The sequence below is a fragment of the Mesorhizobium temperatum genome, assembly GCF_002284575.1.
In the GTDB taxonomy this organism is placed as follows: domain Bacteria; phylum Pseudomonadota; class Alphaproteobacteria; order Rhizobiales; family Rhizobiaceae; genus Mesorhizobium; species Mesorhizobium temperatum.
This window is the reverse complement of record NZ_NPKJ01000047.1, coordinates 50091-64220: the sequence shown is the minus strand read 5'-3', so window position 1 is coordinate 64220 and position 14130 is coordinate 50091. Positions and strand designations below refer to the sequence as shown.

The following is a 14130-nucleotide window of genomic DNA, read 5'->3' as shown; positions in this document are numbered from 1 at the left end:
CGCAAGACCGTTCAGGCAAACACATGCGCCTTTCCCGACACCGTCAGCCGGACGATCTCGCCAACCACCGGCGTGTCCATGCCCGGCTTGCGCAGGATCAACGGCGTATTGCCGATCGCGGCCGCGTCCGGCGGATCGGGACTGTTCAAGAGCCGCACCGCGATGGTGCACATCGAGCCGGCGAATTCGGCATCCATGACCTCACCGAACAGCATGTCCGGGGTGCCCGACATGCCTTCACGCGATGTCCGTTTCAGCAGCACCTGTTCCGGCCGCAGCATGATACGGACGATATCGCGCCGCTCGGTGCTGTCGACGGCGATGCGGCCGAGCGGCGAGCTGGCGAAGCCGTCCGCGATCTTTGCCGGCAGGATGATGGCATCGCCGAGGAATTCGGCGACCATCCTGTCCTTCGGCTTGAGATAGAGCTCGCGCGGCGTGCCGACCTGCGAAAATATGCCGTCGCGCATCACCGCGACCTGGCTGGCAAAGGACAGCGCCTCGGCTTGGTCGTGCGTGACCAGGATCGTGGTGATGCCGGCGGTCTCCAGAAGCTCGGCCACCGCCTTGCGCATCGAGGCGCGCAGCCCGGTGTCGAGCGCCGAGAACGGCTCATCGAGCAGCATCAGCCGCGGCTTCATGGCCATGGCGCGGGCCAGCGCCACACGCTGCTGCTGGCCGCCGGAGAGCTCGTGCGGCCGGCGTTTCAGGATCGCCTTGTCGAGCCCGACGATATAGGCGAGCTCGACGATACGCTCGGTGCGCTTGTCCTCGTGATGTCGCATGCCGAAACCGATATTGGCGGCGATGCTCAGATGCGGGAACAGGGCGCCGTCCTGCGCCACCACGCCGATGCCGCGCCGATATGCGGGCACGGCGGCGCCGCCATTGGCCAGCACCTCGCCGTCGAGCACGATACGGCCCTGGTCCGGCGCCTCGAAGCCGGCGATCAGCCGCAGCAAGGTCGTCTTGCCGCAGCCGGACGGCCCGACGATCGCGGTGCGGCTGCCGCTGGCCACGCTGAGGTCGACACCGGCCAGTGCGGCCACCGGGCCGTAGTGCTTATGCACATCGGTGAGTTCGAGGAAGCTCATCGTCCGGCCATCCGCTTCGACTGGACATAGAGCAGCCAGGTCAGGGGCAGCGACATCGCCACCATGATGAGGGCGTAAGGTGCGGCGGATGCATAGTCGATCTCGCCGCTGTGCGCCCAGAACGCCATCGCCAGCGTGCGGGTGCCGTTGGGCGCCAGCATCTGCGTGGCGGTCAATTCGTTCATGATGCCGAGCGCCACCAGCGCCATGCCCGCCGCGGCCCCCGGCGCCGAGAGGCGGATCGTCGTCGACCACAGCGCCTTGAGCGGTGACCGGCCGAGACTGGCGGCGGCGCGTTCGAGTTCGACCGGCGCCTGCGCGATCGACGCCCGCAGGCTGATCAGGGCGCGCGGCAGGAACATCAATGCATAGGCAACGAGAATCGTGAACAGGGTCTGGTAGAGCGGCAGAGCGATGCGCACGGTGATGGTGACCAGCGCCAGCGCCACGACGACGCCGGGCAGCGAGCCGACGATGTAGTTGCAGCCTTCCAGAAGGCGCTGCAGCGGTCCCGGCGCGCGGATCGAGATCCAGGCCATCGGCATGGCGGCGACGGTAGCGAGCAGGGCACCGGCGAGCGCCAGGAACAGGGTCTGGCCGAGCGCCAGGCCGATCTCATCGAGGCGCCAGACATCGGCACCGCCGGCCACAAGCCAGCGGCCGATGGTGACGAACGGCACGCCCAGCGCCAGCAGGGTGGTGACGACCGGCAGCAGCAGGCACGGGATCGTGGCGCGGCCGAGCCTTGTGCGTTGCTGCTGCCGCGCGGCGCCCGAGCCGACGCGGGCATAACGCTCCTCGCCGCGCACCAGTACTTCGATCCCAAGCAGCACGAAACAGCATGTCACCAGCACCGCAGCCAGCATGTTGGCGGCGGGGCCGTTGAAGGTCGATTGGAACTGGTCGACGATCGCCGTGGTGAAGGTGTCGAAGCGGATGAACACGTAGAGGCCGTATTCGGCCAGGAGATGCAGGCCGACCAGCAGCGAGCCGCCGCAGATGGCGAGCCTGAGCTGCGGCAGCACGACCCGCCGGAACACGCGCCACGGCCCGAGGCCGACGGCTGCCGCGGCATCTTCGAGAGCAGGATCGAGCCGGCGCAAAGCTGCCGCCACCGGCAGATAGAGGAACGGGAAATAGGCGACGACGGAAACCAGGACGCCGGCCCACAGGCCATGCAGTCCCGGCACCAGGGTGATCCAGGCGTAGCTGTGCACGAAGGCGGGGATGGCGAGCGGCGCCACCGACAGCCAGGCCCACAGGCGGGCACCGGGAAGACTGCTGCGTTCGGTCAGCCAGGCCAGCGCCACTGAGAGCACGATGCAGATCGGTACCGCCAGCACCACCAAAAGCAGCGTGTTGACCAGCAGCTCGCCGACGCGCGGCCGGAACACCAGTGCCGATACGGTTTCCCAGCCGGTCTGCACGGCAATCCAGATGATGAAGGCGAGCGGCAGCAGAGAGAAAAGTGAGACCAGGATGGCGGCGAGCGAAATCCAGGATATGGGCCTCCGGCGCGTCCATTGCCCAGCCACCACGCCGGTCGGCAAGCCTGAACGTGCAAGGTCGGCCGCAGACTGCATCAGCTCAGGCGCCGCGCCGCTGCCGCCCGGTGGCGGAAACGGTCGAAGGGCCGCAAACGTGGCCAAAAACGCAGCTTGTCGTCATGGACGAATGCCACCTCGAAAAACAGAGCGCTCCGGCGGAAGCGAATTCCCGCAGGAGCGCAGTCGGTTGCCCCTTTTAGGACCAACGCCGACTAAAGCAAGCCGGCTGCCGTCATCAGATCGGTCACCTTCTTGGAGTTCAGCGTCGTCGCGTCGACCTTCGGCGCCTGCAGATCGGCCAGCGGCACCAGCGCCGGATTGGAATCCGCGCCGTTGCCGACGGCGTATTCAAAGGAATTACCGGTCTTCAGCACGTCCTGACCACCCTTGCCGGTCACCCATTTCAGGAAGGCCTGGGCCTCCTTCGGGTGCTTGCTGGAGGCCAGCACGCCACCGCCGGAAACCGAGACGAACGCGCCCGGATCCTGGTTCTTGAAATAGTGGAGCCCGATGTTCTTGCTGTTCTCGCCGGTCTTGGCCTGGTCGCCGTAGTAGTAATAGTGATAGATCACGCCGCCTTCGACCTCGCCGGCATTGACCGCCTTCATCACCGTGCTGTTGCCTTTGTAGGCGGTGAAGTTCCCTTTCATCGCCTTCAGCCAGCCGGCCGTTGCGGCCTCACCCTTGAGCTGCAAAAGGGCGCTGACGATCGCCTGGAAATCGGCGCCGGAGGGCGAAGCGGCCCAGCGTCCCTTCCAGCTCGGATCGGCGAGATCAAGCAGCGACTTGGGCAACTGCTCGGAGGTCAGCTTGGTCTTGTTGTAAACAAAGACGGTGCTGCGCGCGGCGATGCCCACCCATTTGCCGCTGGCCGGCTGGTACTCCTGCGGAACTTGCGCTTGCGTATCGGCATCGACCGGCGCGAACAGGCCGGCGGACTCGACCAGCACCATGGCGGGTGAGTTTTCCGTGAGGAACACGTCAGCCGGCGAGGCGGCGCCTTCGGCGACGATCTGGTTGGAGAAATCGCTGTCGCCGCCGTGGCGAACGGTGACCTTGATGCCGGTTTCCTTGGTGAAACCTTCCACCCAGGCATTGGTCAGGCTTTCGTGCTGGGCATTGTAGACGATGATGCCGCCGTCCTGGGCCATTGCCGGGCCGGCGATCAGGCTGATTGCAAGTGCCGTGGCACCGGCAAGGGCGGAAAGAGCATATTTCATGGACGTCATCCCTCTCGATCTCGATGGTCTTGATTTAGCACGGCTGCACCTATCAATTCCTGATCGGTGTAGTCAAGATTGATGAGCTGCGTAATCGGGCGCCGGAGGTGAAACCTTCGTGATATTCCCATATTTTGGCTTGGACATTATTTCGCCGGCCACGTAACAAATCAGCGCCGAGGCGCGAATATCGGGGAGTGAACTCATGTGACCGGCAAGGACGAGGCCGAGCTTTCCCGGCTGATGCGGGCCGCGATCGCGGGAGATGAAAGGGCTTACGCCGATTTTCTGCACCGGACGGCTGCTCTCGTTCGCGGCTTTATCAGGCGCAAGATCGTTCAGGGCGGTGTCGATCCCGAGGATGTTGTGCAGGAAACCTTGCTGGCCATTCATGTGAAACGGCATACCTGGCGCCAGGATCTGGCTGTGCTGCCCTGGGTCTACGCCATAGCGCGTTTCAAGCTGATCGACGCCTTTCGGCGGCGCGGTCGGCGCATCGAGATCGAGATCGATGAGATCGCCGAGACCTTCGCCGAACCGGAGGCCGAGACGGTCAGCGAGCGCGACATCAATCGGGCGTTGGACGGCCTGCCGCCGGCGCAACGTTCCGTGGTCTCGTCGGTATCGGTTGAAGGCTGTTCCATCGGCGAGACGGCAGCAAAGTTCGGCATCAGCGAGACGGCGGTGCGCGTATCGCTGCATCGTGGGCTCGCAACCATCGCCAAACGGTTCGGGGCCAAACAATTCGGGCGGGCCAAACAGCTCAAGCGGGAATGACATGAGGACCGACGATCTCATCAAGGCGCTCGACGCCGATGCCCGCAGCACGGCGATGCCGCTTGGCTCGGCCTGGTGGATGAGCGCAGGTGTGGCTACTGTGATCGCGGCGGTCGTGTTCTGGCTGGCGATCGGCCCACGCACCGATATCGCCACCGCCATGCATACGATGCGCTTCCTTGCCAAGTTCGTCTTCACGATGGCTCTAGCCGTCAGCGCCTTCGCCTTGATCCGCGCCCTGTCGACACCCGGTGCATCGACGGGCAGGGCGGCGGCCTGGATGATTGCCGCACCGCTGCTGGTGATCGTTGCCGTGGTGCTGGAGCTCCTTTCCGTGCCTGCGGCCGACTGGGGCCGGCGGCTGGTCGGCAGCAATCTGGTTGTCTGCCTGACGTTCATTCCGCTGATCGGCATCGGTCCGCTTGCCATCTTCCTGGCGGTGCTGCGCTATGGCGCGCCGACGCGGCCGGTGCTTGCCGGAACGGTGGCGGGCCTGCTCGCCGGTGGGCTGGCGGCAACTTTCTATGCCGCGCACTGCTTCGACGACTCGCCGCTTTTCGTCGCCACCTGGTACACGATCGCCATTGCCATCCTCGCCGCGCTCGGCGCGCTCGGCGGGCGGCTTTTCGTGCGCTGGTAGCGACGGCCCGCGATCGGAGACCATGATGCTCTAAGGTCAAAACTCATTCATTCTGAGCGACCTAGTTCGACCCCAAGCGGAAGTTTCGCTCGCCCTCGGCTGAACTCACGCCCATGACCCAACACGGTCCTTTCGCTTGTTCGAGTGGAATGTCGCCGATTGCCACTCGAAGGCGACCTTCGCCGCGGGCGACTAGCTCACATCACTGTCTGACCACATGGGCGGCAACGCTGGGATCGGGGCCGAAACTTCCCCTCGCTGGAATCTCTGAGGCGACCGCGCCATCATTTCCGAACCTCTGGCGCGTCAAAGCCGGAGCACAGGAGGGCGGTGCACAGGTGCAACGGATCCATTCGACGACCTTTCTGTTTATGGCGCGCGCCTTGCGCGACATGGGCGATGGCTTCTTGGCCGTCCTGCTGCCCGCTTACCTGCTTGGACTTAGCTTCTCGCCTCTTCAGGTCAGGGTCATCGCGACCGCGTCCCTGCTTGGCTCGGCACTCTTGACAATCGGCGTCGGCATCGCCGGCGTTCGATCCGATCATCGCCGGCTCCTGTTTGCTGCTGCCAGTCTGATGGTCGCCACCGGTGTGGCCTTTGCCCTATTCCATGACTACGCGCTGCTGCTCGTGATCGCGTTCGCAGGCACGGTCAATCCTTCGGCCGGCAGCGTCAGTGTCTTTGTGCCATTGGAGCACGCCGTACTTGCGCGCGAAGTCGCTGATGCCGAGCGCACCAGGATGTTTGCCCACTACAGCCTTTTGGGCGCGCTTGCAGGCGCGGTTGGAGCGCTCGCCTCGGCAACACCTGATCCGCTGGTTCCGCTCGGCCTTGATCAATGGAGCGCCATCAAGGCGATGTTCGTCCTCTATGCATTTCTGGGCCTCCTCGGCGGCTTCCTCTACGCGCGGATCCAGCGACGTCGTCCCACGGCGGATTCTACAACAGGGTCCGCGCTTGGCCCCTCGCGCAAGATCGTGTTCAAGCTTGCGGCTTTGTTCAGCATGACGCCTTTGCCGGAGGCTTCGTCGTCCAGTCGCTGCTCGCCCTGTGGCTGTTCGAGAAGTTCGGTCTGTCGCTTGCCGAGGCAGGCGTCTTCTTTTCTGGTCGGGGGTCCTGTCGGCATTCTCGTTCCCCGTTGCCGTCTGGCTGTCGCGGCGCATCGGGCTCATCGACACGATGGTGTTCACGCACATCCCGTCCAGCATCGCCCTGAGCTGGCGGGGCTCGCGCCAACACTGCCTCTCGCACTCGTCTTGCTGCTGATCCGCGCCGGGCTTCCCAGATGGACGTCCCGACGAGATCGTCCTATGTCATGGCGGTCGTCACGGAGGCGGAGCGGGCGGCGGCGGCGAGCGTCACATCCGTGCCGCGCAGAGGCGCAGCGATTGGCTTACCGATATGGGCGGCCGGGTGATCTGGGGCGGTGAGCGGTACTAGGCCCGCGTCGACATTCCACCACCAAGGCCGTCATGTGAAAGCATATCATTTCGGGAGGGCTCCACCCGCTAGAGGTCAGCTTCCTAGACAAAAACGGGTTTGCGGGCCAGGGCCGCTTTGGAACGGGCGGCGGATGCTTCGTTCCTTCTCTCCCCGCTTGCGCATGTGCGTTTGTCGCTACGCTATCGACCTGCTTCGTGCTATACTTTTTCTTTGGCTTCTTTCGACGGGATGGAGATGTTCGCCCTGTCAACCTTGACGCGGAGAAGCATTGGCGTTGCTCTTGTCGGTTGCGCGTTCCTCGCGCCGGCTGCGATGGGAGCGGGAGTTACTGAAGATGTCGCGATGGGAATCCGCCTTGCGGAATTGCTTCGCGCGGGGCGAAGCGTTCTCTCCAACTATCAGACCCTAATCAACGATCCCGCACTTGGCGACAAGCACCTCGACAGCGAGCGGTTTGCGAGCGAGGCCATCGCCGTTTACTCAAAAAACACCGGCCAGGACCCGTTTTCCGGCGAATTGACCAATCGCGACCGGCGTCTGCTTGAGGCCCAGATTGGGGCTATGCGGGAGGTGGTGGACGAGCAGCAAGATGACATCAACCGCGCTGGGATCGGGTTCAAGGGCTTCGTGCCGGCCGTTTTCGCGCGTATGTTGAATGAGAAATTCGCCGCCAAGGTTGGCAACGAAGCTCTGGTGCGCGTGACTGCGCCCGAGCAACTCGTGCGCAACCGCAAATCTCTTCCGGACGCTTGGGAAGCCAACATCATCGTAAGCGTCTTTTCAGATCCGAAGAGAGCAAAAGGCGAAGCCTACACGGATGTGACGGAGGTGGAGGGACGCCCGGCATTTCGAATGCTCCTGCCCGAATACTATACGGAGTCGTGCCTTTCCTGCCACGGCGAGCCGAAGGGCGACATCGACATAACTGGATATCCCAAGGAGGGCGGAAAAGCCGGCGATCTGGGGGGCGCAATCAGCATCGTCTTGTTCAAATGAGCGTCCTGGAACAGACACCCCACGAGGTGGAAGCCATACCGGCGCCGTCGAAATCCCTGGGACGTCGCCTTGCCAGTCTGCCGATCGCGGCCCGCGTAGCTGCACTGACAGCGGCCGGCCTCGTCAGTCTCATCGTATCTTCCATCCTTCTCACGCAGGCGCTTTATCGCAGTGCCGACCGCACCGCAGACACTAAGGCATTGTTCGATCTCGCGGCGACTGCGGCTGCGGCGCACGTGACCTTTGGCGAATTGCGATACTGGCTCACCGATTTGTCGGTCAGCTTGCTAATGAACTCCCAGCGGAATGCCGAGCAGGCGCGTGAGCGACTGCTGGACCAACTGGACGGCCTTTCGAAATCATCCCCCGATGCAGTGAGGGAAATCCGTGTCGAGATCGATGACTACGTCAAAAGGGCACTACAGGCGGCGGACAGCTATACTCAGGATAACCGCATCATTGGAAACGCTCTCCTGGCCGAGGCGCGAACCCACAGCACGAATGTCGATGCCGCCCTTAACAAACTTGTCGAGCAAGTGAGCGCCGAGGCAGAAGCTGCTCGCAACGAGGCTGTAAGGCTAGCCCAGAAAACCGCGACTACCGCTGCCATTCTGGTGGTCATCGTGCTGTTGATTGGGTCGCTTCTTACAATCCTTGTTCTTCGCTCGATCATTGGCCCGTTACGGCGGCTGAACCGGGTCATCGGCGAACTGACGCAAGGACGCTACGATATTGAAATACCGATTGAGGGAGGCGACGAACTCGGCGCAATGTCGCGGACGCTTCGACTTTTTCGCGCGGGCGCGATTGAAAAGAAACGACTGGAAGACGAGGCGGAGCAGCAAAGACGGACGATCGCAGCGGCGCTTGAGGCAATTTCTGACGGATTTGTCCTATTCGATCCGCAGGACAGGGTCATCCTGGCCAACAGCAAATTTTGCGAATTCTTCCCTGACCATGCGCGAGCTTCTCTTCCTGGGCAAAGCTTCCAAGAAATCTTGGAGCAACGCCTGGCGGGCGGGCAAGTCGACCTTGCGGGCGCGTCGCCGGAGGAGTGGATTGCCCAGCGGTTACACATCCAAAAGGACCCGGCGGGCGTCGTCGGTGAGGATCGCTTCGGCGACAGATGGGTTCGCGTAAGCAGGCGAAAAACGCCTGACGGCGGCGCGGTCGCCGTTTACACCGACATCACGGAATTGAAACAGAGACAAGACGAACTCGAGCGCGCCAAGAGCCGTGCTGAATCGACGAATGAAGCCAAGAGCCGCTTCGTCGCATCCGTCAGCCACGAACTGCGTACGCCGCTGAACGCGATTATTGGCTACAGCGAGATGCTGATCGAAGATGCGAGCGACCAGCACATGGTGGAATTCGTTCCGGAACTGGAGAAGATCGCCGCGGCTGGTCGCCATCTCCTGGCGCTCATCAACGACATCCTCGACTTGTCGAAGATCGAGGCGAACAAGATGGAAATTTTCTTGGAAATGTTCGACGTCGCCGATTTGATGCGCGACGTCCAGGCCACAGTCGCGCCTCTGATGGCGAAAAACCGAAACGGTTTCGTACTGGACCTCGAGGACGACCTCGGGAAAATGCATTCGGACCAGACGAAGTTGCGTCAGAACCTGTTTAACCTGCTCAGCAACGCCGCCAAGTTTACCGAAGGGGGTCGAGTAACACTCGCGGTGCGTCGCGACAGGCGACCAAACGGCGATTGGCTGATATTCAAAGTGTCCGACACCGGGATCGGGATGACGTCGGAGCAGCAGGAACGGCTCTTCGACGCTTTTACGCAGGCGGACGCATCCACCACTCGCAACTATGGCGGAACGGGGCTTGGCCTCAGCATAACCCGGAGTTTTAGCCGAATGATCGGAGGCGTTGTAAAGGTCGAGAGCGAACTCGGAAAAGGCTCGACCTTCACAATGGAGATTCCAGCCGAGTTCAAAAAAGAATCTAGCGAGCAACACCCCTCCGAAGCTGTGCCGTTGCCGCCACGAGACAAGGCGGTTCTGATCATAGATGATGAACCAGCCGCCCGAACCGTCATCGCCAGCGCCTTGGCGGAGGCGGGACTGGCATCGTTCGAAGCAGCAAGCGGCGAGGAAGGAATAGCCGCTGCTCGAGCGCATCGCCCCGCGGCGATCATTCTCGACATCATCATGCCGCATCAGGACGGCTGGTCAGTGCTGCGATCTCTGAAGAACGATAGGGAGCTTTGCGAGATTCCTGTGATCCTTGCGACGATACTTGCAGATCGCGAACTCGGCCTCTCACTCGGGGCGGTTGAATACCTGACGAAGCCGATCGACACCGAGAAGCTGATTCAAACAATTGAGGCTTGCGGCGGTGGCAACCGCGATGTGCTTGTAATTGATGACGACCAAGCCTCCCGCGATTTCCTTCGGCGTATCCTGATCAAGAAGGATTGGCGGGTTCACGAGGCAAGCGACGGCGTGCGCGGCCTTGGCCTGATGAAACGGTTGTTGCCGCGCCTGGTGGTGCTTGATCTGCTGATGCCCGAAATGGACGGGTTTCAGACATTGAGTGAGATGCAGCAGACGCCCGAACTGCAGAATATTCCGGTGGTCGTAGTTACCTCGAAAGATCTGTCGATGAACGAGCTCGAATGGCTCCGCGATAGGGCGGTTGCCGTTGTGAGCAAGGGCGCGAACAGCAGGTCTCAATTGGTCAAGGCGCTCGAACGCCAGATTTCCGCGGCCGAGTAGGTTGGCCCGGCATCTCAGTTCGTTGACCCATCGTTAGAAGAGGCCGAAGATGACGAGAATCCTTCTGGTGGAAGACAACGAAATGAATCGCGACATGCTCTCGCGGCGGTTGTCGCGGCGTGGGTTCGAAGTGCTTATTGCGGAAAACGGACAATCCGGCGTGGAACTAACCATTTCGGAAAGACCGGATCTGATCCTTATGGATATGAGCCTGCCCGTGATGGACGGATGGGAGGCGACACGGCGGATCAAGGCTGATCCGGCCACCTCGGGGATCCCTATAATCGCGCTTTCTGCGCATGCTATGACCAGCGATCGGGAATTGGCGCTTGAGGCCGGCTGCGATGACTACGACAGCAAGCCGGTGGACCTGCCGAGGCTTGTCCAGAAAATCGAACAATTGCTTGCCGCAAATCCGTGAGCCGCCGAGTCGGCGGATTGGAGACATGACTGCCAACGAGTTCCAACGCCACGCAATAGCCGCCCATCTGGCGCAGACGCTTGCTGGACCAGCACGGGCAATCTCGGGATTTCAGGAACTGCTGCTGGAACAGGTGCAGAACCACAGTCTGGTGCACATCACTCCAGATATTGAGAGGGTCGGCGCCGCTGCCCGGCAATTGAACAGCCTCATCGACAGCTTGATCCATGGCAAAGCCGACTATCCGGACCATGCAGGGCGTGAGATCGAGGCGAAACTGCGCCACGATTTGCGAACACCACTCAACGCGATTATCGGCTACTCCGAAATGATCCTTGAAGAAGCCGAAGAATTGCACGAACACGCATTGGACGAAGATGTCAGGGTGATGCTCGCGGCTGCGGCCGAGCTGTTGGCGCATGTCGATGCAATTGCCGGCCTATCGCGCGCCAGCGACAACGAAGGGCTGTGGACGACGGATCAGGCAGAGATCGATGCAGCAGGGCTCGAAAGGGCGCTGGGCAAGACGGAGCGCGATGCATTCTCAGGACGCAACGGTAGAATACTTGTCGTCGACGACATCGGCAGTAACCGCGATCTTCTCTCGCGCCGCCTGCTGCACGACGGTCATCAGGTAGTCACTGCCGAGTCAGGCCTGTCCGCGCTGACCCGCCTTGCGGAATATGAATTCGACCTTGTTCTGTTGGACATACTGATGCCGGACATGAACGGCATCGAGGTGCTCTCGCGATTGAAAGCTGAGCGCCGGTGGCGGCACATCCCGGTCATTATGATATCGGGGCTGAACGAAGTCGACGCCGTGGTCCGCTGCATCGAGGCGGGAGCCGACGACTACTTGCTTAAACCGTTCAATCCGGTCCTGCTGCGCGCCCGGATCAACTCCAGTCTGGAGAAGAAGCGTTGGCGCGACCGCGAGGACCAGTATCTTCAGCGGATCGAGGCGGAAAAGCGGCGGGCCGACTCGCTTCTACATGCCGTCTTGCCCGGTCAAATCGTTGCGCGGCTGCAAGGGGGCGAGGAGATCATCGCGGACCGGTTCGAGGAAGTGACCATCCTTTTTGCCGATATTGTCGGATTCTCGCCTATCGCAGCGAAATTGCCGGCATCCGACCTTATCAAGCGCCTCGACCGGATGTTCAGCATGTTCGACGCGCTGGCGGAGAAGCATTCCGTGGAGAAGATCAAGACAATCGGAGACGCGTATATGGCCGCTTGTGGTCTTCCGGAGCCGGCGGCCGATCACGCCGACAGGACCGTGGCGCTGGGAAAATCCATGCTGGACTCGTTGAGGCTCTTGGCGTCGGGCAGCGATAGTTTTCGCGTCCGAATCGGCGTACACACCGGACCGGTGATCGCCGGTCTGATCGGCCGACATCGGTTCGTCTATGATGTCTGGGGCGAAACCGTGAACATCGCAAGCCGGCTCGAGTCCCAGGGCGTAGCCGACCGCATGCAAATCTCGGAGGCAACCAGACGCGCTCTGCACGGCTCTTGGGAGCTAGAACCGCGCGGCACTGTGGAACTGAGAGGCGTCGGCACGATGGAAACCTATCTCGTTCGACACTGATGGCTGATTCCCTCAGGATATTCCGCAAAGCGACGCGTAAGCGAGTAGCTTACGGCACCGGCGTTGAGAGGCTATTACTACCATAGCAATCGCGAATCGAAGAGCAGATTAACCAGCGTCCGTGTCATCATTAGCATGACTGGGTTAGGCTCGGCGGACTTGGCTACGACCACCCGTCCCATCCATATCGAATTTAGTTATGGGTTGCTGGCGAGACTGGAGGCCTATGTCGAGACGGGTATTCTATGCTTCCGCCGCATCTCCAAGCGGAAGTTCATCCATCTGTGATGGTCGAGAATAACGCCAGAGCTATCGCGACACAGTTCATCTCTGGGGTGCTGACCTACCGTGGCACCATACGTCCGGAACGTGTCCGAGACGCGACCTCCATAGCGATGGCCGCGTAAGTCCGATTATGGCGCTCGTTGCGCGTTCCAATGAACGAGACGTACGACAGGAAACCACCCATCTCGGCCATTGGCGGCAGCCCGCTGATTGAGTTTTGACCCTAAAGCGGAATGCGTTTGGATTGAACCGGCATTCCGCTCTATCTCTTTGTTTTAGCCGCATTTGTGTGACGCCAAGTGATTCCACTTGGCTGCAAATGCTCTACGTGAAACGCTCTGCCGGGCTGGTTTAAGCCAAATCCATCGGGCTTCGGCGGTCGGCGAGCAAACGGGCAAGGATCGGCCTGATGCGGTCTTCGATCAGCGGCCAAGAAGCTGTCGACAGAACAGCCGCATGGTCTTCACTCAGCGCGACCGCGCGCGATGTCCGTGAGCTCGTATCGCCGGTCAGCGCGTCGGAACGGGATGCTCGCCGCGATAGTCGTAGAAGCCGCGTCCGGTCTTGCGGCCGAGCCAGCCGGCCTCGACATATTTCACCAGCAGCGGGCAGGGGCGGTATTTCGAATCCGACAGGCCGTCATGCAGCACCTGCATGATCGACAGGCAGGTGTCGAGGCCGATGAAATCGGCGAGCTGCAGCGGTCCCATCGGATGGTTGGCGCCGAGCCGCATGGCGGTGTCGATCGCGTCGACCGAGCCGACCCCCTCATAGAGCGTGTAGATCGCCTCGTTGATCATCGGCAGTAGGATGCGGTTGACGATGAAGGCCGGAAAATCCTCCGAGACGGTGATCGTCTTGTCGAGATGGTTCACATAGGCCTTTGCTGCTTCGAAGGTCTGGTCCTCGGTGGCGATGCCGCGCACCAGTTCGACCAGCTTCATCAGCGGAACCGGATTCATGAAATGGATGCCGATGAAACGCTCCGGCCTGTCGGTCTGCGCGGCGAGACGGGTGATCGAGATCGACGAGGTGTTCGTCGCCAGGATGGCTTCGGGATTGAGCTGCGGGCAGAGCTGGGCGTAGATCTTGCGCTTGACCGTCTCGTCCTCGGTCGCCGCTTCGATGACCAGATCGGCACCCGCAAGGTCGGCCATGGTGGGCGCTGCCGAAATGCGTGCCATCGCCTCGTTGCGCAGTTTTTCCTCGAGTTTGCCGGAGCCGACCTGGCGGGCCATGTTGCCGCTGATCGTTGCGATGCCCTTTTCGATGCGGTCGGGTGAGATGTCGTAGACCAGCACCTTGTAGCCCGCAAGCGCGGACACATGGGCGATGCCGCCGCCCATCTGGCCCGCGCCGATGATGCCGATCGTCTCGATCTTGTTCATTA

At 61.7% G+C, this 14130-nt stretch carries 10 protein-coding genes and 1 pseudogene; 7 read left to right on the top strand and 4 right to left on the bottom strand.

The window, feature by feature from the left end; all coding sequences use genetic code 11:
- Positions 1 to 11: 11 nt before the first annotated feature.
- The 3 genes from CIT26_RS15625 to CIT26_RS15615 all read right to left on the bottom strand — a co-directional run bounded on the left by CIT26_RS15625 (position 12) and on the right by CIT26_RS15615 (position 3861).
- Complete coding sequence (locus CIT26_RS15625) at positions 12 to 1094, bottom strand: ABC transporter ATP-binding protein (protein ID WP_095493406.1); 1083 nt, start codon at positions 1092 to 1094, stop codon at positions 12 to 14.
- Entirely contained in the window at positions 1091 to 2677 is a 1587-nt protein-coding gene (locus CIT26_RS15620; protein WP_167391420.1) for an ABC transporter permease, read from the bottom strand. The genes CIT26_RS15625 and CIT26_RS15620 overlap by 4 nt, the downstream gene beginning before the upstream one ends.
- Before the next feature lie 176 nt (positions 2678 to 2853).
- Entirely contained in the window at positions 2854 to 3861 is a 1008-nt protein-coding gene (locus tag CIT26_RS15615) for an iron ABC transporter substrate-binding protein (protein ID WP_095493466.1), read from the bottom strand.
- Between the two features lie 207 nt (positions 3862 to 4068).
- Between CIT26_RS15615 and CIT26_RS15610 the strand changes: the two genes are divergently transcribed.
- From CIT26_RS15610 to CIT26_RS15580, 7 genes and pseudogenes are all read left to right on the top strand, one after another.
- The gene (locus tag CIT26_RS15610; RefSeq protein ID WP_095493404.1) at positions 4069 to 4638 is read left to right on the top strand and encodes a sigma-70 family RNA polymerase sigma factor; all 570 of its coding nucleotides are present in this window, start codon (positions 4069 to 4071) and stop codon (positions 4636 to 4638) included.
- Between the two features lies 1 nt (position 4639).
- Positions 4640 to 5278, top strand: a complete 639-nt coding sequence (locus CIT26_RS15605; RefSeq protein WP_095493403.1) for an NrsF family protein — start codon at positions 4640 to 4642, stop codon at positions 5276 to 5278.
- A gap of 371 nt (positions 5279 to 5649) precedes the next feature.
- Positions 5650 to 6686, top strand: a pseudogene (locus tag CIT26_RS15600) (MFS transporter); the annotation flags it as partial.
- A gap of 269 nt (positions 6687 to 6955) precedes the next feature.
- The gene (locus CIT26_RS15595) at positions 6956 to 7717 is read left to right on the top strand and encodes a Tll0287-like domain-containing protein (RefSeq protein WP_095493465.1); all 762 of its coding nucleotides are present in this window, start codon (positions 6956 to 6958) and stop codon (positions 7715 to 7717) included.
- Positions 7714 to 10446 (top strand): hybrid sensor histidine kinase/response regulator, encoded by a 2733-nt coding sequence (locus tag CIT26_RS15590; protein ID WP_095493402.1) that lies wholly within the window; start codon positions 7714 to 7716, stop codon positions 10444 to 10446. Before CIT26_RS15595 ends, CIT26_RS15590 begins: the two co-directional genes overlap by 4 nt.
- A 49-nt stretch (positions 10447 to 10495) precedes the next feature.
- Entirely contained in the window at positions 10496 to 10867 is a 372-nt protein-coding gene (locus CIT26_RS15585; protein WP_031255744.1) for a response regulator, read from the top strand.
- Between the two features lie 25 nt (positions 10868 to 10892).
- Positions 10893 to 12455, top strand: coding sequence for an adenylate/guanylate cyclase domain-containing protein (locus CIT26_RS15580; RefSeq protein WP_095493401.1), 1563 nt, complete (start codon positions 10893 to 10895; stop codon positions 12453 to 12455).
- A gap of 794 nt (positions 12456 to 13249) precedes the next feature.
- Here the strand turns inward: CIT26_RS15580 and CIT26_RS15575 are convergent.
- The gene (locus CIT26_RS15575) at positions 13250 to 14128 is read right to left on the bottom strand and encodes a 3-hydroxybutyryl-CoA dehydrogenase (protein ID WP_029348585.1); all 879 of its coding nucleotides are present in this window, start codon (positions 14126 to 14128) and stop codon (positions 13250 to 13252) included.
- Positions 14129 to 14130: the final 2 nt, after the last annotated feature.

Excerpts from the sequence above, each read along its gene's own strand:
- CIT26_RS15625 (WP_095493406.1), bottom strand. The coding sequence starts at position 1,094 with ATGAGCTTCCTCGAACTCACCGATGTGCATAAGCACTACGGCCCGGTG.
- CIT26_RS15620 (WP_167391420.1), bottom strand. The coding sequence starts at position 2,677 with ATGCAGTCTGCGGCCGACCTTGCACGTTCAGGCTTGCCGACCGGCGTG.
- CIT26_RS15615 (WP_095493466.1), bottom strand. The coding sequence starts at position 3,861 with ATGAAATATGCTCTTTCCGCCCTTGCCGGTGCCACGGCACTTGCAATC.
- CIT26_RS15605 (WP_095493403.1), top strand. The coding sequence starts at position 4,640 with ATGAGGACCGACGATCTCATCAAGGCGCTCGACGCCGATGCCCGCAGC.
- CIT26_RS15595 (WP_095493465.1), top strand. The coding sequence starts at position 6,956 with ATGTTCGCCCTGTCAACCTTGACGCGGAGAAGCATTGGCGTTGCTCTT.
- CIT26_RS15590 (WP_095493402.1), top strand. The coding sequence starts at position 7,714 with ATGAGCGTCCTGGAACAGACACCCCACGAGGTGGAAGCCATACCGGCG.
- CIT26_RS15585 (WP_031255744.1), top strand. The coding sequence starts at position 10,496 with ATGACGAGAATCCTTCTGGTGGAAGACAACGAAATGAATCGCGACATG.
- CIT26_RS15580 (WP_095493401.1), top strand. The coding sequence starts at position 10,893 with ATGACTGCCAACGAGTTCCAACGCCACGCAATAGCCGCCCATCTGGCG.
- CIT26_RS15575 (WP_029348585.1), bottom strand. The coding sequence starts at position 14,128 with ATGAACAAGATCGAGACGATCGGCATCATCGGCGCGGGCCAGATGGGC.